Below are 18,581 nucleotides of genomic sequence, written 5' to 3'. Positions count from 1 at the left end.
CGCGTCATGCGCCCTGTACGCTTTCCTGAATGAGATGGCGCAGCCTGAATTTCTGCACCTTCCCTGTGGCCGTTCGTTCGATCGGCCCCAAAACCACACGATCGGGGACTTTGTACTTGGCCAGCCGCGCGCGACAAAAATCGAGCAGCTCCTGCTCTGCGAATTCACTTGAGGAGCCTGGTTTGAGCTCAACAAAGGCGCACGGCCGTTCGCCCCATCGATCGCTCTTCATGGCGACAACAGCCGCGTACGAAACAGCCGGGTGCTTGAAGAGGACGTCCTCGATTTCGATAGAGGAGATGTTTTCGCCCCCCGAGATGATGATGTCCTTCGTCCTGTCCTTGATCTCGACGTAGCCGTCCTCGTGAACCACCGCGAGATCGCCGGTGTGGTACCAACCACCCTTGAAGGCCTCTTCCGTGGCCTCCGGGTTTTTCAGATAACCCTTCATGCCGATGCTGCCGCGAAACAAAATCTCGCCCATGGCCGAGCCGTTGTGTGGAACCGGCTCCAGCGTCACTGGATCCGCGACCAGCATGGCGTCGGTCACGGCGGTCCGAACACCCTGGCGCGCCATCTTCCTTGATCGCTCGTCGGGGTCGAGATTGTCCCATTCTCGGTGCCAGTCACAAAGCGTCGTCACGCTGTGGAGCTCTGTCGAGCCGTAGACATGACGGACAACGAAGCCAAGCGCTTCCGTCTCCTTCAGCACCGCCGCGGGAGGAGCCGCACCAGCGGTCATCACGGCCACGGGCCGCTCCAGCTTTCGGCCGGCGGCTTTGCCGCTGTCAATCGCATTCCGGCCTGTTCCGTCGCGGGAATTGCGGCGCGAGGGTTGGTTTCCAAGGGGTGCGGGGAGCGAGGGCAAGATAAAGGGCCGCGATGTGCGGCTCGGTCGGGTTACGGGATTTCAAGGGCTTACACTTCACATCCGCGATGTGCGTGGCAAATCCGCGATGTGCGCGGTCAGCAATTTGTCAAATTTTTCAAGGAAAGCGGCACCTCGCAGAATCTGCGCCCATGAAAAGTGATGACGATTTCCGGGTCCGTCCTGGCCGCATCCGTTCCCGGGCCGGCCAGCGTGCGCGCCCCTTCATCTTCCAGGCGCTGGCCGCGGCACAACGGGCAGGGGGACGTATCTCACGCGAGGGAAAGATCGTTTCTCCACGCGCCTCGACGTTTGGCCGCGGCCGGTCGGCGAGCGTCCGCGCCAACCGCCTTATCACCAGCCGCTCGCGTGGCGCGGTCGTCAAGGCACGCGTCGTCCGGCAGTTCAGGGGATCGACGCCGCTTGCCGCGCATCTCAGCTATCTTCGTCGCGAGGGTGTGACGCGAGACGGCAAGAACGCGAAGATGTTTGGGCCGGATAGGAATGAGGCTGATCATGATGCCTTCTCCGTCCGCTGCAAGGACGATCGGCATCATTTCCGTTTCATCGTCTCACCGGAGGACGCCCACGAACTGGGCGACCTCAAAAGCTTCACGCGCGACCTGTTGGTCGAGATGGAGCGCGATCTCGGCACGAAACTCGATTGGATTGGCATCGACCATTGGAACACCGAACATCCTCACGTCCATATTCTCGTGCGCGGTGTAGCCGATGACGGCGAGAACCTTGTCATCTCGCGCGACTACATCCGTCAGGGGATGCGCGATCGAGCAAGCGATATCCTTACCCAGTCGCTAGGGCCACGGACCGATCACGACATCCGCCGAACGATCGAACGACAGATCGACACCGAGCGCTGGACACAGCTCGACCGCCAGCTTGTTCGCGATGCCGATCGCCTTGGCGTCATCGATCTCGCGCCGCCTAGCAGCCACCAGCCCGACGAGTTCCTGACGGTGAAGATCGGGCGGCTGCGTAAGTTGGAACGTCTTGGCCTCGCCAACGAGATTCGTCCTGGCCAGTGGATGCTGGGCGAAGAGGTTGAGCCGACCTTGCGCGCACTCGGCGAGCGCGGCGACATTATCAAGCGCATGCATCGCAGTCTCGCCGGGAAAGGCATCGACAAAGGCGCGGCCGACTATGTGCTCGCGGCTGAACAGATCGACAAACCAGTCATTGGTCGGCTGCTCGAGCGTGGCCTGGATGACGAACTGCGCGGCTCGGCCTATGCCATCGTCGATGGTGTCGACGGACGGGTCCATCACATTCGCTGCAATGATCTCGACGCCACCGGAGATTCCGCGCCCGGCTCGATCGTTGAACTGCGCCGCTACGAGGATGCAAGGGGCCGTGGTCGTGTCGCGCTCGCCGTCCGTTCAGACCTTTCTGTCGAAGAGCAGGTCCGCGCCGATGGCGCGACTTGGCTCGACCGGCAGCTTTTGGCGCGCGAGTCCGCCGAACTCGGTGAAACTGGCTTCGGTAGGGAGATCAGGCAGGCCTTGGAGGATCGCGCCGGTTATCTGATCGAGCAGGGGCTCGCCCGGCGCGAGGGTCAGCGTGTCATCCTTGCGCGCAACCTTATCGATACGCCGCGTAGCCGGGAGATCGCCACTGTCGGCGCGCAGGTGGCAACAGAGACCGGACTTCCTTTCACAACCGCTGCGGACGGCGACAATGTAACCGGTATCTACCGGCGACGCTTCTCGCTGGCCTCTGGCCGCTTTGCCATGATCGACGATGGGGTCGGGTTCACCCTGGTGCCGTGGTCGCCGTCGCTCGACAAGAAAATTGGCAGTCACCTCTCCGGCGTCACTCGCGCGGACGGTGGCATCGATTGGAGTTTCGGAAGGAAGCGAGGACTGGGGCTTTGAACGGCCTCGACCGTCGCCTAAGCTTGACTGGACGCGAAGTCACGGTCATTCGGCTACGTTCCTTTGAAGCTTCTCGAACACAAAGAGCTTGCCCTGGCGCACGGCATCCTCGATCGATCGCGCATTCGCCAGTTGCCCAGCGATCGCACTGGCCAGCATGCAGCCCGTCCCGCGCATCGATGCGGCAAGGCGTGGCGTGTCGAAGCGGATTGGCTCTTGATCGGAGCGCAACAGAATATCGGTCGATCGGGGTCCCGATGCATGGCCGCCTTTGATCAGAATGGCCTGCGTATCCGCGGCCAGCAGTTCCTGGCCCTGCCCGACTGCGCCATCCTCGTCGACGCAGAGTTCTGTGTCGACAAGGAGCGCCAGCTCGATGAGATTGGGTGTGACGAGACGGCAAAGTGGCATCAGATCACGTTTCATGGCGGCGATGGCGCCTGCTTCCAGAAGCGGCCGGCCTGAGGTCGAGGCCAGCACCGGGTCGAGTACTGCCAGCACTTGCAGATTTTCGCGCAGCACGCCTGCAACGGCAACGATGATCTCTGCGGTTGCGAGCATGCCGATCTTGATGGCCGCCACCTTATTGGCCTGCAGCGCTGCGCGCATCTGATCGGCTACCAGACCTGGTTGAACAGGGTGGATTTCCAGGACAGCTTCGTGTGTCTGCACCGTCAGCGCGGTGACGGCAAGGCAGGTGCGCACGCCAATGGAAGAGATCGTCTCGATGTCGCGCGCGATACCGGCGCCCCCGCTGGAGTCCGATCCGCCGACGACAAGCACATGCGGTTCTCGCCTCAGCGCCATCGGTCTATCTTTTCGATCCATTCTCGCGTGCGCGCTTCGGGGTCGTCGTTCAGCGTGATGTCGGTGACCACTGCCGCGCAGTCCGCGCCAGCCGCAAAGACACCGTCGAGCCGGTCGGGGTTGAGGCCACCAATGGCGACCAATGGAACCGGTGCGACCCGGCGCTTCCACTCGCTGATCCGCTCCAGCCCTTGCGGCGCCCATTTCATCTTCTTCAGAATGGTGGGGTAAATGGGGCCGAGCGCGATGTAGTCGGGCGCGGCAGCCATCGCCGTTTCCAGCTCGATATCATCATGTGTGCTCAGTCCGAGTCTCACGCCGGCTACCCGAATCCGCGAACGGTCGGCGGTCTGCAAATCCTCCTGGCCAAGGTGGACGAAGTCGCAGCCTTCCTCGATTGCCAGGCGCCAATGGTCGTTGACGATGAGCTGGCAGTGGTGCTGGGCGCATAAAGCCTTCGCCTTGCGGATCTCCGCGCGCAACCCGGCCTCATCCATGGTCTTTATGCGAAGCTGAACCAGCTTGACGCCAAGCGGCACCAACCGTTCGATCCAGGCAGCGCTGTCGACGATCAGGTAGAAGGCATCGAGCTTCATGAAAAAACTGCCCTGCCGATCGTCGGTGTCGATGGCACGGCGACGTCGCGCGGTTCGAGCATTCCCGAACTGAAAGCTTCACGACCGGCCTCGACCGCCTTGCCGAAAGCACGCGCCATGCTGACCGGATCAGCCGCCTTGGCGACCGCCGTGTTCAGGAGCACGGCGTCAAAGCCGAGTTCCATGACGGTGGCCGCGTGCGACGGCCGTCCGAGCCCTGCATCCACAATCAGCGGGACGCCAGGGAAATGTCCGCGCATCGAGCGAAGTGCCATGATGTTGACCGGGCCGAGGGCGGAACCGATCGGCGCGCACCACGGCATCAGGACCTTGCAGCCCGCCTCCAGCAGCCGCTCAGCGACGACAAGGTCGTCGGTGGTATAGGGGAAGACCGAAAAGCCGTCCTCGCACAGGATGCGGGCGGCTTCGACCAGGCCGAACACATCCGGCTGCAGCGTGTCGTGGTTGCCAATGACTTCGAGCTTGATCCAGGTCGTATCGAAGACATCGCGCGCCATTTTCGCGGTCGTAACCGCTTCCTTGACGGAGTGGCAGCCGGCGGTATTGGGCAGGATTCTTGTGCCGAGCGCGCGGATCAGCGACCAGAATTTTTCGCCAGCCCTGCCGCCTGCCATCTCACGCCGCAACGAGACCGTCACCACCGACGTGCCCGACGCCTCGACCGCATCGGCAAGGATGGCAGGCGAAGGATATTGAGCCGTGCCGAGAAGCAGGCGGGAGGGAAGCTTCGTTCCGAGCAGATCGAACATGCTAACCTCCCTGCATGGGCGAGAGGATTTCGATCCGGTCGCCGTCGCTCAACTGGAATTCCGCCCGGTTGGCTTTGTGCACGAGGTCGCTGTTGACGGCCGTTGCCAGCCAATCGCCCTCGTAGTCGAGCGCGGCAAGCAGCTCGGCCAGCGTGGTGGCGGCAACCTCATGCGCTTCGCCGTTGACCATCAGTTTCATGCCACCTCCTTGGTTTCGTCTTGATTGAAAGCCAGGTCGGCCGCCTGGCGCGCCATGGCGGGGGCGAGAAGAAAGCCATGGCGATAGAGTCCATTGATCGCGACGGTAGTTCCACGTGCCTCGACACGCGGCAGATTGTCAGAAAAGGCCGGACGAACACCGGCGCCGGTCTCAATGATGCCAGCCTCGCTGAAGGCCGGATGGAGAGCATAAGCCGCGCCCAAAAGCTCCATCATCGAACGCGCCGTGACCGGTCCTGTGGACTGGCTTTCGATCATCGTCGCGCCAACCATGAAACGGTGATCGGTACGCGGCACCACGTAGAGCGGGAGGCGCGGATGAAGCAGCCGGACCGGGCGTGACAGCGAAATGTCCGGCATGCGCAGGATCAGCATCTCGCCGCGAACGCCGCGCAGCCCGCAGTCTTCTGCCGCCATCCCCGTGCAATCGATCTGACGATCGAAACCGGAAATGTGCTGGGCATCGGCGCCGAAGCGGAATTCGACACCCATGGCAGCGAGCTTGTCATGAAGTGCCGCCATCGCCTGGCGCGGGTCGAGATGAGCCTCATCGGGAAACAGCAGTCCGCGACGGAAGCGGCCGGCGAGGTCGGGTTCCAGGAGCGCAATTTCGTCTTCATCGACACGCCGATGGCCCGACGTACGGCTGGCAAACCGGTCGAGCTCGCCCGCATCGCGCGGCGCAGCCACGACCAGTGTTCCGGCCCGCGTCGCCTGGCCGGGTGTTACCGTGTCCCACCAGTCGGCGGCATCGCGTCCGAGATCCAACACTAGCTGCTCGGCGCTTTCACGCTCGCACCATGGCGCCAGCATGCCGCCGGCGAACCACGACGCATTGCCACCAAGGCCATACCGGATCTCGGCGACTGTGACCGTCGCGCCGCGGGCGGCGAGTTCGAAGGCCGCTGTGAGGCCGGCGACGCCGGCCCCTTTGACCAGGACCTTCATGATCGCTCACGCGCCCGTGGCATGAGTGGTGCGCCGGTCTCGCCCGCCGGCACGTAGAGATCGCCGCCCTCGCGGTATTTCGCCGCCATCGCCGCCATGCCTTCTTTCTGGGCCTCCGCCCGGATGTCGTGGGAAATACGCATGGAGCAGAATTTCGGCCCGCACATCGAGCAGAAATGCGCCAGCTTGTGCGCTTCCTTGGGCAAGGTCTGATCGTGGAAGGACCGCGCGGTTTCGGGGTCGAGCGAAAGGTTGAACTGGTCTTCCCAGCGGAACTCGAAGCGCGCGCGGGAAAGGGCATTATCCCTGACTTTCGCCGCCGGATGGCCCTTCGCCAGATCGGCGGCATGGGCGGCGATCTTGTAGGTGATCACGCCGATCTTGACGTCGTCGCGATCGGGAAGGCCGAGATGTTCCTTCGGCGTGACGTAGCAGAGCATGGCGGTGCCGAACCAGCCGATCATCGCGGCGCCGATGCCGGAGGTGATGTGGTCGTAGCCCGGCGCGATGTCGGTCGTCAGCGGTCCAAGCGTATAGAACGGTGCCTCGCTGCAGACGGCGAGTTGCTTGTCCATGTTCTCCTTGATCTTGTGCATCGGCACGTGGCCGGGCCCCTCGATCATCACCTGGCAATCCCTGGCCCAGGCAATCTGCGTCAGTTCGCCGAGCGTTTCCAACTCGGCGAATTGCGCCGCGTCGTTGGCATCGGCGATCGAGCCGGGACGAAGGCCGTCGCCGAGCGAAAAGGACACATCATAGGCGCGGCAGATGTCGCAGATCTCCGCGAAATGCTCGTAGAGGAAGCTCTCCCGGTGATGATGCAGGCACCATTTGGCCATGATCGAGCCGCCGCGAGAAACGATACCCGTGACCCGGTCAACGGTCAGCGGGATGTAGTGCAGCCGCACGCCGGCATGGATGGTGAAATAGTCGACGCCCTGTTCGGCCTGTTCGATCAGCGTGTCGCGGTAGACCTCCCAGGTCAGGTCCTCGGCGATGCCGCCGACCTTCTCGAGCGCCTGGTAAAGCGGCACCGTGCCGATCGGCACTGGCGCATTGCGCACGATCCATTCGCGGATGTTGTGGATGTTGCGTCCCGTCGACAGATCCATCACCGTGTCGGCGCCCCAGCGGATCGCCCACACCATCTTTTCCACTTCCTCGGCCATCGAAGAGGTGACTGCCGAATTGCCGATATTGGCGTTGATCTTCACCAGGAAATTGCGGCCGATGATCATCGGCTCGCTCTCGGGATGATTGATGTTGGCGGGAATGATCGCCCGCCCGCGTGCCACCTCGTCGCGCACGAATTCGGGTGTGACGAAATCGGGGATCGCCGCGCCGAAGGCTTCGCCATCGCGCTCGAGCTTGCCATGCAGAATCGCCCGTCCAAGGTTCTCGCGGATGGCGACGAACTCCATTTCGGGCGTGATGATGCCGGCGCGCGCATAGGCAAGCTGGGTCACCGCCTTGCCGGCCTTGGCTCTGAGCGGGCGGTTGCGAACGGGAAACTCCGGCGTCAGGCGCTCGCCCGCCGCGAATCCGTTGTCTTCCGGCCGGACATGGCGGCCGTCATAGGCTTCGACGTCGCCGCGCGCCGTAATCCATTCGTGCCGACGCCGTGCGAGACCCTTTTCGATGCTGGTTTCGACAGTCGGGTCTGTATAGGGCCCCGACGGATCGTAGACGGTGACGGGCGGTTCGCCAGCCGTCGGATGGACGGCGATTTCGCGCATTGGCACCTTGATGTGCGGGTGGAGGACGCCGGACTTGTGGATTTTCCGTGAGGCGGGCAGCGGTCCCGTCGAGACGGCGGGGGTGAGGGCATTCATCTTGAGGCTCCTTGCTCATGCATTGGAGACCCAGTTCTGTGCCGGAAGGATGAAAAGACGCTTTGGCCGCCCTGCTTTAACAGGACCTCGGGCGTAAACTCCCGCAAAGCGCTTGCACCGTCCCTACGCCAGTATGAACTGGATCAGGTTCAACGGGTCACTGCGCCGCGAAAGCCAGCAGTATCTCAGCCCCTTGCCGGGACTCCCCTGGTGAATGCCTAGAATTGAGCGGGCCGTCGCCGCTTTGTCAAGCGGGTTCGGGCGCCTTGGGCCGGTGGTTAGTCAAACCGGGTGGGAGTTCGCGCATGCGTCGGGACAAAATCACGCCCCGGATACCAGGGCAGGAATGGCCAAAGCCGCATTCGCCTCGTCAAGGATGGAGAAACTGTATCGCCCGTGCGCGTCAAGTCCGACCGAGTAGCTCAGGCGGTCGCGTATGTGGTTGTCCTGGTCGAAGGTGACAATCCGCGGCTTCAGCGAGGTGACTTGCGCTTCTTCCAGATAGATGGAGCTGCAGACAATGATCTGGTCGCCGGGCTGGCAGGTGCGGGCCGCAGCTCCGTTGAGGATGCAGCACCGTGAGCCGCGCTCGCCAAAAATGACATAGGTCGAAATCCGCGCACCGGAATTCTTGTTCCATATTTCCACGAATTCCATGGGCAGGATTCCTGCTGCCTCGCAGTGGTCAGGGTCCAGCGTTATCGAACCATGGTAATTGAGGTTCGCTTCGGTGACGTGGATGCCGTGCAGCTTGCCGGCGACTATTTTTCGCATGGTGCCCTTGTCCTATTGCCATTCATGTCCTGCGCGCATGCGTCGCCCGGCTAGATCCCGACGACAAGCGCCCCGCCGCTGAGTCCCGCCCCCGCGGCTGCCAGCAGGATTTTCTCGTCCTGCCGGAATGGCTGCGTCTGATGGGCCAGCGACAGGGAAAGCGGGATCGTCGCTGCGGAAGAGTTGCCGTATTCGGCGATCGTCTTGACGATCGCATGATCCGCAATGCCGAGGTTCCTCCCAACCGCGTCGAAAATGCGAGCATTGGCCTGGTGCGGCACGAACCGATCGATGTCTTGGGGCTGCATCTGGGCTGCTGCGAGCGCGTCCTGCGAGCAGGCAGTCATCATCTCGACGGCCTTGGCGAACACTTCGCGGCCATCGGTGATCGTCATTCGAGTTTGCGCGAGGTCGAGGTCGCCGTGGAACGGCGTGTTGCCTCCTCCAGCAGGGATCTGGATCAACCCGTAGCGCGAGCCGTCCGAATCCACCGAGGCGCCGAGAATGCCTCGGTCCGGATCATCGCATGGACCGATCACCATGGCGCCGGCGGCATCGGCAAACAGCACGGCGCTGGCGCGCTCGGCCGGATTGATGCGGCGGCTGAGGATATTGGCGGCTACGACGAGGCTCGCTTTGCCGTGAAGTCGGGTGAATCCGTCGGCGAACATCAGCGCATAGATGAAGCCGGCGCAGGCGCCGGTCAGATCGACCGCGCCGGCGCGGACGAGCCCCAGCCGATGCGCGACCAGCGGCGCGCTGGGCGGCAGGAGGTGATCGGGCGTCGAGGTGGCAAGCAACAAAAGACCGATGTCGCTGCGGTCAATGCCGGCATTCGTCAGCGCCATGTCGCCGGCATGCGCGGCAAGGCCGGACAGCGTGTCTTCGTCGGTTGCCCAGAAGCGTGACCGTATCCCGGTGCGCCGCTCGATCCAGCCGGGCTCGAGCCCGAGACGGTTTTCGACTTCCGGGTTCTCCACCTTGCGCGACGGCGCATGATGACCAAACCCAAGAATGCGCGACGATCGGCTCATGGCCTCGGACCGAAGCGTTCGCCGGCCTCCTCAATGGCATCATAGAGCCCGTCCAGTTCGTCGCCGGTGATGCAATAGGGCGGCAGAAGATAGAGGACATTGCCGAGCGGGCGCACGAGCAGGCCGCGCTCAAGGAAAAAAGCGCGCAGTTTTGGCCCGATCTCGGCCAGATAGCCGGCTGAGCCTGTGCGCAGATCGATGGCCGCGATCGTGCCGGTCACCCGGCTGTCGGTGAAGCAGGAATTGTCGCGAAAGCGTTGAAGCCCGGCGGCCTGCCTCGCGCTCAAGGCCGCGATCCGGTCAGTCACCGGCTCGTCCTGCCAGATCTCGACATTGGCGAGTGCGGCCGCGCAGGCAATCGGATTGGCGGTGTAGGAGCTCGAATGAAAAAAGGTCTTCTTCCGGTCCTCGGAATAGTGAGCCTGGAATATGGCGTCGGTGGCAAGCGTTGCCGCCAGCGGGATGGCACCGCCTGTCAAGCCTTTCGAGGTGCACAGGATATCCGGTGAGATGGACGCCTGCTCGCAGGCGAACATGGTCCCGGTGCGCCCCCAGCCGGTCATCACCTCGTCGGCGATCAGGAGCGTGCCGGAGGCTTCGGCAATCTTCTTCAATTCGGCCAGAACCCAGGCCGGATACATCAGCATGCCGCCGGCGCCAAGCACCAGCGGCTCGACAATCAGCGCGGCGGCGCGCCGGTCGCGGCTGACAGCCTCAAACCGATCGAGCGTCTCCTGCTCGCGTCCCGTGGCCGGGAAGGGGATGGTGTCGACCTCGAACAGCAGGGGCTCGTAGGCGGCGTTGAACACACCGCGGGCACCGACGCTCATCGTGCCGATCGTGTCGCCATGATAGCTGTGCTCCATGACGACGATGCGCGAGCGCGGCGGGCCGGTGTTGCGGAAATAGCCGAGCGCCATCTTCAGCGCGACTTCGACGCAGGTCGAGCCGCTGTCGGAATAGAACACCCAGTCGAGTCCAGAGGGAGCGAGGCCGACAAGCGCCTTGGCCAGGCTTTCGGCCGGCTCGTGCGTGAAGCCCGCGAAGATGATCTGGTCGAGGTTCGCCGTGGTCGTCTCGATGGCCTTCATTATGCGGGGATGGCGGTGGCCATGGGTGACGACCCACCAGGAAGAGATGGCGTCCAGGATGCGCGTGCCGTCGGCCTTATTGAGGTAGGCGCCTTCCGTCCGGACGATTTCGGGGATCGCCGGCTCGAGCGCATGCTGTGTGAACGGATGCCAGACTTGAGACTGCGACATCATCCGCCTCCGGCAATCGAGGCAAGGTCAAAGCCGGCAACCATCGCGTCCCTCAGCGTTTCGTTCGTCAGCGGATCGAGGAGTGGGAGCCTGCCGAGCTGCGGCACGCCGCTGAATTCCACGATTGTCCTTTGCGTATCGGCCACCTCGTCGCCAATGAAGGCGAGGCCGATGAGCGGAATTGAGCGGGCCCGCAGGGCCTCGATCGACAGCAGGGTGTGGTTGATCGTGCCGAGCGCGGTGCGAGCGCACAGGATGACCGGCAGCTGCCATTGCGCGAATATGTCGATGAACTTTGTCTGCCGGTTGAGCGGCACCATCAGGCCGCCGGCGCCTTCGATGACGAGCGGACCCGGCAAGACTGGAAGCGAGAGCCTTGCCTCGTCTATCGCAACGCCATCGAGTTCGGCCGAACGATGCGGCGACAGCGGCTCGTTCAAGCGGTAGACTTCCGGCAGCACGCGCCCCGGCGGTAGGCCGGCAAGCCGCTCAACGACCTCGCTGTCGGTCTCGCCATCGAGGCCCGACTGCACCGGCTTCCAGTAGAAGCCGTCGAGGAGGCCGGCGAGCCCGGCTGAAAACACCGTCTTGCCGATGCCGGTGTCCGTTCCGGTGATGACGATGCGCTTGGTCATGCCGTGCCCAACACTTCGACGAGGGCCTCGACCATGGCCGAAATGTCAGCTTCGTCGACGTTGAGCGTCAGCGAAATGCGCAGGCGCGATGTGCCCTCGGGCACGGTCGGCGGGCGAATGCCGCGAATGTCGAAGCCGCGCGCCTGCAGCGCTGCCGCCAGCGTCATGGTGCGCCTGTTATCGCCGATGACGAAGGGCTGGATCTGCGAGCCGCTCGGCGTCACGCCGCAGCGCTCGGCCAATTGGCGACCCGCGAAGGCAACGCGTTCATGCAGCTGAACGCGGCGCAGCGGCTCGTCGGACAGCATGGCAATCGCCTCGCGCGCCGCGACGGCCATCAGCGGCGATGGCGCGGTTGCGTAGATGAATGGCCGGCAGCGGTTGACGAGATAGTCGCACACCGTTCGTGGAGCGGTGATCAGCGCGCCCGACGCGCCGAGCGCCTTGCCGCATGTGTGAAGCGCGACAATGTTGTCGCGACCCTCGAAAGCAGCTGCAAGGCCGCGGCCGTCCGGTCCCCAGACGCCGGTGGCATGCGCCTCGTCGACGACGATGAATGCCTCGTGCCGATCGGCAAGCGCGACCAGGCTCTCCATCGGCGCGCGGTCGCCATCCATGCTGTAGAGGCTTTCGACCACGATCCAGACGCGCCCGGTGCCGCCTTCGGCGCGCCAGCGCGTGATCGCATCCTCGAAAGCATCGGCGTCGTTGTGCGCTACCAGCTTGAACTCGGCTCGTCCTGCCCGCGCACCCTCATGCATGCTGGCATGGGCGAGTTCGTCGAGGATCAATAGGTCGCCCTTCTGCGGCAGCGCGGTCAGAAGGGCGAAGTTGGCGATGTAGCCGCTACCGAAGAACAGTGCGCATTCCGCTCCGAAGAACGTCGCCGCGTCTGCCTCCAGTTGCTCATGCTCCGGTGCGTTGCCGCGCAACAGCCTCGACCCGGTGGCGCCGACCGGTGTGCCGCGCGCAATCGCCGCCGCAACCGCGTCGCCAAGTCTTTTGGAGGCGGCAAGCCCGAGATAATCGTTCGACGAGAAGTCGAGCCCGGCGCGCGGTGACAGCGTCCGTAGCCGGTCCCTGCGCGCCAGCCCCTGCAAGGTCGCGTCATAGCGGGCAAGCGGTGCCCCGTTCATTGCACCTCGAGTTCCATCGGCTCGATGCCGAGACGCCGGAACAGCAGAGTATCCTTGTCCTCGCCGGGATTATCCGCCGTCAGCAGCGTATCGCCGACGAAGATCGAATTGGCGCCGGCAAAGAAGCACAGCGCCTGCATCTCGTCGGTCATGGCGGTGCGGCCGGCGGATAGACGGACATGTGATTTCGGCATCATGATCCGCGCCAACGCGATCACGCGCACGAATTCGATCGGCTCGATCGGCTTGGCGTCGGCAAGCGGGGTGCCGGCGATCGGGATAAGCATGTTGATTGGAACGCTTTCAGGATGCTCCGGCAGATTGGCTAATGTCACCAGCATGTCGATCCGGTCCACCGGCTCTTCGCTCATGCCGACAATGCCGCCGCAGCAGACCTTGATGCCGCTGTCGCGGACATTGGCCAGCGTATCCAGCCGGTCGGCAAACGTCCGGGTCGAGATGATCTCGTTGTAGTAGCGCTCCGAGGTGTCGATGTTGTGGTTGTAGTAGTCGAGGCCTGCCTGCTTCAGAAGAGCGGCCTGCTCGAGATCGAGCATGCCGAGTGTCATGCAGGTCTCCATGCCCAGCGCCTTGACGCCTTCGACCATCGCCACCACCGCATCCATGTCGCGCGCCTTTGGGTTCTTCCAGGCCGCGCCCATGCAATAGCGGGTCGCGCCCGCATCACGCGCCTTGGTCGCCTCGGCAATGACGCGCCGGACCTCCATCAGCTTCGACGCCTTCAGGTCCGTGTCGTGATGCGCCGACTGGCTGCAATAGCCGCAATCCTCCGGGCAACCACCTGTCTTGATGCTGAGAAGGCGGCTGAGCTGGACCTTGTTGGGATCGAAATTCTGGCGGTGAATGGTTTGCGCCTGAAACAGCAGGTCGTTGAACGGCGCGTCGTGGAGCGCCTGGGCTTCTTCCAATGTCCACACCCGATGGTGGTCGAAGGATTGAGCTTCAGGCGGGGTTTTTTCCGAAATCGCTGTGTGCATTTCCATCCTGTTCCTTGCGTTGCGGCGACACAGGCGCCTTGAAATGGCGGATCACGGTCGAGAGAAGCTGGGTAGGCTAGATGGTCAGCCTCGACGATCAAGGCTCACGATAATCGAGGCCGATATCGAGGATCGGCGCGCTGTGAGTCAACCAGCCGATGGAAATCAGATCGATACCGGTTGCGGCAACGGCTGGCGCAATCGCGGCGGTGATCCTGCCAGACGCCTCGGTTGTGGCTCGGCCGGCAACCATGGCTACCGCCTGGCGAAGCTCGTCGACCGACATATTGTCAAGCAGGACAGCGTCGGGGGCCAGAGCAAGCACCTCTTCCAGTTGGGCCAGCGTATCGACCTCGACCTCGATCTTGACGAGATGGCCGATGCTGCTTCGCGCTCGCTCGATGGCCGGGCGAACCCCGCCGGCGATGGCGATATGGTTGTCCTTGATCAGGATGGCGTCATCGAGGCCGAAGCGGTGATTGGAACCGCCACCGGCGCGTACGGCGTATTTTTCGACTGCTCGCAATCCGGGTGTCGTCTTGCGCGTACAGACGACCTTCGCACCATGGCCGCGCACCGCCGCGACGACCGATGCCGTCGCCGTGGCAATGCCGCTCAGATGACAGAGAAAATTGAGCGCCGTCCGTTCCGCCGTGAGTATGGCCCGGGCCGGGCCGCTCACCGACGCAATGATCTCTCCTTGCGCGACGTCGCTGCCGTCCGCTCGCTCCACCGTCATCTCGACGTCCTGGTCGACGAGCCGGAAGGCGAGCATCGCCAGGTCGAGCCCGGCGACAATTCCGGCCTGGCGCGCCGCCAACACGGTTGTCGCGTGATGGTCCTTCGGCACGATGGCATCGGTGGTCAAGTCGCCGGCTCTGCCCAGGTCTTCGAGAAGCGCTGCCCGTACCAGAGGCTCGAGCATGATTGCAGGAAGTGGCGAGAGGTTCATCACAGGACGCTTTCCAGCACTGGCGAGTGTGCGAGGTCCCGACCTGCGGCAATGGCCGCATCGAGCGTAGTCTGGGAACGGCGGGCGACGGCCGCCTGATGGGGAAAGTCCGTCCGGAAATGAGCACCGCGGCTTTCCCGGCGAAGCAAGGCGGCAACTGCGATCATCAGCCCGACGACGGCGGGATCGGATGCCGCGTCGTGCTGCTGCAACAAGGGCAGCAAGGCCCGAGCAGCCTCTTTCAACCCTTCGCCATCCCGCGTGACGCCGAGGGCAAGTGACAGGAGAGGCCGCACAGGCCTTGGATCCGGCGCGGGCAGGTCAGGTGCCATCGCTCGCTTTCCACCGCCCTCGGACGACCCGGCGACGCTTTCGGCAACCCCGCGCGCACAAACGACGGCCTCGGTCAGCGAGTTGCTGGCAAGCCGGTTGGCGCCGTGCAGTCCGGTCGAGGCGACTTCGCCGCACGCCCAAAGCCCGGGAATCGATGTGCGCCCGGCCAGATCCACGGCGACACCACCCATGTGGTAATGCTGCGCCGGGCGGATGGGAATGAGATCACGCGCCGGATTAATGCCGGCCTTGCTGCAGGCTGAGGCGATCGTCGGAAACTGCAGTGCGAATGTCGCGCCTGGCTTTTCGCGTACGTCGAGGAAAACGCGGTGGCCGTCCGCAAGATGTCGCCAGACGGCGCGCGCGACGACGTCGCGCGGTGCGAGTTCCGCACCTCGCACGCCGTCGAGGAAACGTCGACCCGTCTCGTCGACGATCACAGCGCCTTCACCACGAACAGCCTCGCTGATGAGCGGCATCGGACGGCCCGGCCCGTCAAGCGCGGTCGGATGGAACTGGATGAACTCCAGGTCGGCAAGCACAGCACCCGCGCGCGCTGCGAGCGCCAGGCCCTGTCCGCAGCTTCCGAGTGGATTTGTCGTGTCGTGGAACAGGCCGCCGATCCCGCCAGTGGCGAGGACGACCCGTCCGGTGGCGAAAAACACAGGACCTGTCGAACTGCTCGCCAGCACGCCGGTGACCCTGCCGTCCTCCACGGTCAGCCGCCGCGCTTCGATGCCCTCGACGACCTCTATCGTCGGCATAGAGCGAACGGCTGCGACAAGGGCGCGCATGACCTCCCGTCCGCTCCCGTCGCCCCCGGCATGAACGATGCGCCGCCGGCTGTGCGCTGCTTCCAGCCCGAGACGAAGAGCGCCTGCCGGCGTCCGATCGAAGCGGACCCCAAGGCGCGCCAGATCGGCGATCGCGGCGGGCGCGGCGTACACGATGCGCCTTGCTGCTTGCGCATCGCAAAGACCGTCACCCGCGGCGAGCGTGTCGGCAAGATGGAGCGCCGGTTCATCATCGCCGCCCAGGCTGGCGGCAAGCCCGCCCTGTGCCCACGCACTCGATGCGTCCGCGCCGAGCTGCGATCTCGACAGGAGAAGCACCGGCTCAGGCGCCAGCTGCAGCGCGGTCATCAGTCCGGCTATGCCGCCGCCGATGATGACCGGCCGGCCGCCGAGATCGCGGACGTCCACGCTCACTGGTGCACCTTTGGGCTGGCGGGTGCGAAGCGATCAAGTGGCGTAGCATCTGCCAGCCCGAGCATCCGCTCGACGGCCAGCCGCGCGCGCCCGGCGATCTGCGGATCGATGGTGACGACATGGCGGTTCTGTTCAAGTGCTGCGCGGATGTTGGCGAGCGTTATCCGCTTCATATGCGGGCACAGATTGCAGGGCCGGATGAACTCGACCTCGGGGTGCTCGACCGCGACATTGTCGCTCATCGAGCACTCCGTCATCAGCACGACCCGCGCCGGCTTTTGCCTTCCGACATAGTCGGACATGGCAGCGGTCGAACCAGAAAAGTCCGCTTCCGCGACCACTTCCGGCGGACATTCGGGATGGGCAAGCACGGTCACACCCGGATGGTTTTCACGCAGTTGGCGGATGTCGGTGGGCGTGAACCGCTCGTGCACCTCGCAGTGACCCTTCCAGGCAATGATCTGCACATCGGTCTGGGCGGCGATGTTCTGGGCCAGATATTCGTCCGGCAGCATGATCACACGGGGAACACCCAGCGACTCCACGACGGCCTTGGCATTGCCGGAGGTACAGCAAATATCGGACTCTGCCTTCACCTCGGCCGATGTGTTGACATAGGTGACGATAGGCACGCCCGGATAGCGTTGCCGCAGCAGCCGGATGTCCTCGGCGGTAATCGAGTCGGCCAGCGAACAGCCTGCGCGCAAATCAGGAATGAGCACCGTCTTTTGCGGATTGAGCAGCTTTGCCGTCTCGGCCATAAAATGCACGCCTGCCAGCACAATGACATCGGCTTCGGCCGTCATCGCCTTGCGCGCAAGCGCCAGGCTGTCGCCGACGATGTCGGCGACACAATGGAAGATCTCCGGCGTCTGATAGTTGTGCGCCAGGATGACGGCATTTCGCTGCCGCTTCAGATCGAGGATGGCCTCGATATCATCGGCGAACGCTGGCCACTCGATGGACGGGATGACCCGCCGCACGCGGTCGTAGAGCGCGGCTGTGCGCGTGGAGGCGTTGAGCATGCCTTGCCCTCATTATGCTCTTGTTGAGTATAATTGAGGTATATGCTTAACTTGAGCATATTGAATGTCAAGCGCGTGAAAGTGGCAATTTCGTCCCTGCGACAGTTCGTTCCGCCAGAACCGTCTGGCGGAAGCGGAAACGTTTGGCCGGAGGTCCTCGTGTTTCCGAAACCGTCTCGCCTGTTTCCTCGACCAGGTCCTGCTGTTCGATGAGACGGCGGAAATTCTGCTTGTGCACGAGTTGGCCGGCGAGCGCTTCGACGGTGCGCTGCAACTGCAGCAGCGTGAATGCCGGCGGCATCAGTTCGAAGACGACGGGGCGGTATTTGATCTTGGTTCGAAGCCTGGCAATTCCGGTCGCCAGAATTCGGCGGTGGTCGCCAATCATCGGCCGACCGGGAATAGCCGGTGTATGCCCGTTGTGCTGGCCTCGCATGGCCTCCGCTACCAGCGCGGCCTCGTAAAGCAGTTCGTATCGCTGGAGGACGAGTTCCTCGTTCCAGCCGCGATCATCCAGGCCAAAGGCAAATTCTACGCGTTGCCGGCGATCGCCGCGCATGTTTGGAGCCCCTGCTTCATCAGCCCAGGCCTGAAGTCTGGGCACGAGGATGTCAGGCAGGATGGGAGGCACGCCCGCACGGTGATCCTCCCACGGAAAATAGTCGTACCAGCCATGCCAACCATGGGTTGGCGAACGTTCTGGTTGCTCTTCCCTCGTCAGGCCGAGATAGCTGATCGAAATCACGCGCCGCACGTGCTCGTCATCGATCCGGTCGGCATCGGCGAAGGTATAGAGTTGCTCGATATAGCCCAGCGGATGATTGGTCTGTCGCTCTACCCAGGCTCTTAGCCCCGATTGCAAGGAGCGATGGTCGAGTTCAAAGGGACCCGACGGCAAAGCGCCGGCGGCCTGTCCGATGGTCAGCACGCGTGGCTCACCATTTGTCACGGCGATCACAACGGCGATCAGATCCGCGCTGACGGCCTGGCCCCGGTTGGATGTCGCGGCGCGCTTTGTCGCCAGAGTTGTCTTGTCTTGCATAGGGATCTGATGGAATTCCAATTATAAAGTCACCCCGAAGGGACCAATGTGAGCGAAAGGTGAACTGCTGTCTGCTGGCCGTCAACGTCGTCCAGGACAGCGCATTTCGACCACGTCTTGGTCTTTGCCCCTCGCGTCGGCGCATTTCTACACCAAATGCGACAGCCAGATCTCTCACACGTAGAGGTTGCTGCCTGTTCAAAGGCAAACGCACCTCTGAATGCGTGAGCCTCGCACCGTAGCCAGCAAG

At 63.5% G+C, this 18,581-nt stretch carries 17 protein-coding genes, 1 pseudogene and 1 riboswitch; of the genes and pseudogenes, 1 reads left to right on the top strand and 17 read right to left on the bottom strand.

Translation table 11 applies throughout. From position 1 onward, the window contains the following. Positions 1 to 4: 4 nt before the first annotated feature. Entirely contained in the window at positions 5 to 868 is an 864-nt protein-coding gene (locus tag D3227_RS06530) for an AMP-binding enzyme (RefSeq protein WP_281034901.1), read from the bottom strand. Positions 869 to 1,020: 152 nt separating this feature from the next. Between D3227_RS06530 and D3227_RS06525 the strand changes: the two genes are divergently transcribed. Beyond that, complete coding sequence (locus D3227_RS06525) at positions 1,021 to 2,760, top strand: relaxase/mobilization nuclease domain-containing protein (protein WP_120013290.1); 1,740 nt, start codon at positions 1,021 to 1,023, stop codon at positions 2,758 to 2,760. Between the two features lie 45 nt (positions 2,761 to 2,805). Here D3227_RS06525 and D3227_RS06520 read toward each other — a convergent pair whose 3' ends face one another. The 16 genes and pseudogenes from D3227_RS06520 to D3227_RS06445 form a co-directional block, all read right to left on the bottom strand. Next, the gene (locus tag D3227_RS06520) at positions 2,806 to 3,567 is read right to left on the bottom strand and encodes a hydroxymethylpyrimidine/phosphomethylpyrimidine kinase (protein ID WP_120013289.1); all 762 of its coding nucleotides are present in this window, start codon (positions 3,565 to 3,567) and stop codon (positions 2,806 to 2,808) included. Beyond that, positions 3,558 to 4,163: a thiamine phosphate synthase gene (locus D3227_RS06515; RefSeq protein WP_120013288.1), complete on the bottom strand. Its 606-nt coding sequence runs from the start codon at positions 4,161 to 4,163 to the stop codon at positions 3,558 to 3,560. Before D3227_RS06515 ends, D3227_RS06520 begins: the two co-directional genes overlap by 10 nt. Next, a complete protein-coding gene (locus D3227_RS06510; RefSeq protein ID WP_120013287.1) occupies positions 4,160 to 4,933 on the bottom strand; it encodes a thiazole synthase in 774 nt (257 codons plus the stop codon). Before D3227_RS06510 ends, D3227_RS06515 begins: the two co-directional genes overlap by 4 nt. 1 nt (position 4,934) lies before the next feature. Then, entirely contained in the window at positions 4,935 to 5,123 is a 189-nt protein-coding gene (thiS, locus tag D3227_RS06505) for a sulfur carrier protein ThiS (protein WP_245451679.1), read from the bottom strand. Beyond that, a pseudogene (gene thiO, locus D3227_RS06500) lies at positions 5,101 to 6,100 on the bottom strand (glycine oxidase ThiO). Before thiO ends, thiS begins: the two are co-directional and overlap by 23 nt. Beyond that, positions 6,097 to 7,932, bottom strand: coding sequence for a phosphomethylpyrimidine synthase ThiC (gene thiC / locus D3227_RS06495; protein WP_120013285.1), 1,836 nt, complete (start codon positions 7,930 to 7,932; stop codon positions 6,097 to 6,099). Before thiC ends, thiO begins: the two are co-directional and overlap by 4 nt. 102 nt (positions 7,933 to 8,034) lie before the next feature. Further along, positions 8,035 to 8,151, bottom strand: a riboswitch (TPP riboswitch). A 102-nt stretch (positions 8,152 to 8,253) separates the two neighbouring features. Continuing rightward, complete coding sequence (gene panD / locus D3227_RS06490; RefSeq protein ID WP_120013284.1) at positions 8,254 to 8,706, bottom strand: aspartate 1-decarboxylase; 453 nt, start codon at positions 8,704 to 8,706, stop codon at positions 8,254 to 8,256. 50 nt (positions 8,707 to 8,756) lie between these two features. Next, positions 8,757 to 9,740: a beta-ketoacyl-ACP synthase III gene (locus D3227_RS06485; RefSeq protein WP_120013283.1), complete on the bottom strand. Its 984-nt coding sequence runs from the start codon at positions 9,738 to 9,740 to the stop codon at positions 8,757 to 8,759. Then, positions 9,737 to 11,002: an adenosylmethionine--8-amino-7-oxononanoate transaminase gene (locus tag D3227_RS06480; protein ID WP_120013363.1), complete on the bottom strand. Its 1,266-nt coding sequence runs from the start codon at positions 11,000 to 11,002 to the stop codon at positions 9,737 to 9,739. Before D3227_RS06480 ends, D3227_RS06485 begins: the two co-directional genes overlap by 4 nt. Then, the gene (gene bioD / locus D3227_RS06475) at positions 11,002 to 11,637 is read right to left on the bottom strand and encodes a dethiobiotin synthase (protein WP_120013282.1); all 636 of its coding nucleotides are present in this window, start codon (positions 11,635 to 11,637) and stop codon (positions 11,002 to 11,004) included. The genes D3227_RS06480 and bioD overlap by 1 nt, the downstream gene beginning before the upstream one ends. After that, positions 11,634 to 12,773 (bottom strand): 8-amino-7-oxononanoate synthase, encoded by a 1,140-nt coding sequence (locus D3227_RS06470; RefSeq protein ID WP_120013281.1) that lies wholly within the window; start codon positions 12,771 to 12,773, stop codon positions 11,634 to 11,636. The genes bioD and D3227_RS06470 overlap by 4 nt, the downstream gene beginning before the upstream one ends. Beyond that, positions 12,770 to 13,771, bottom strand: a complete 1,002-nt coding sequence (bioB, locus tag D3227_RS06465) for a biotin synthase BioB (protein WP_167480617.1) — start codon at positions 13,769 to 13,771, stop codon at positions 12,770 to 12,772. Before bioB ends, D3227_RS06470 begins: the two co-directional genes overlap by 4 nt. Before the next feature lie 97 nt (positions 13,772 to 13,868). Further along, complete coding sequence (nadC, locus tag D3227_RS06460) at positions 13,869 to 14,723, bottom strand: carboxylating nicotinate-nucleotide diphosphorylase (RefSeq protein ID WP_120013280.1); 855 nt, start codon at positions 14,721 to 14,723, stop codon at positions 13,869 to 13,871. Beyond that, on the bottom strand, positions 14,723 to 16,264 hold the full coding sequence (locus tag D3227_RS06455; protein WP_120013279.1) for an L-aspartate oxidase: 1,542 nt from the start codon (positions 16,262 to 16,264) through the stop codon (positions 14,723 to 14,725). The genes nadC and D3227_RS06455 overlap by 1 nt, the downstream gene beginning before the upstream one ends. After that, positions 16,261 to 17,289 (bottom strand): quinolinate synthase NadA, encoded by a 1,029-nt coding sequence (nadA, locus tag D3227_RS06450; protein ID WP_120013278.1) that lies wholly within the window; start codon positions 17,287 to 17,289, stop codon positions 16,261 to 16,263. Before nadA ends, D3227_RS06455 begins: the two co-directional genes overlap by 4 nt. Positions 17,290 to 17,356: 67 nt before the next feature. Then, positions 17,357 to 18,331: an NUDIX hydrolase gene (locus D3227_RS06445; protein WP_120013277.1), complete on the bottom strand. Its 975-nt coding sequence runs from the start codon at positions 18,329 to 18,331 to the stop codon at positions 17,357 to 17,359. Positions 18,332 to 18,581 lie beyond the last annotated feature (250 nt).

Source organism: Mesorhizobium waimense, assembly GCF_003601975.1.
Taxonomy (GTDB): domain Bacteria; phylum Pseudomonadota; class Alphaproteobacteria; order Rhizobiales; family Rhizobiaceae; genus Mesorhizobium; species Mesorhizobium waimense.
Note: the sequence above shows the minus strand (reverse complement) of the source record. Positions and strands in the feature narration are given on the sequence as shown.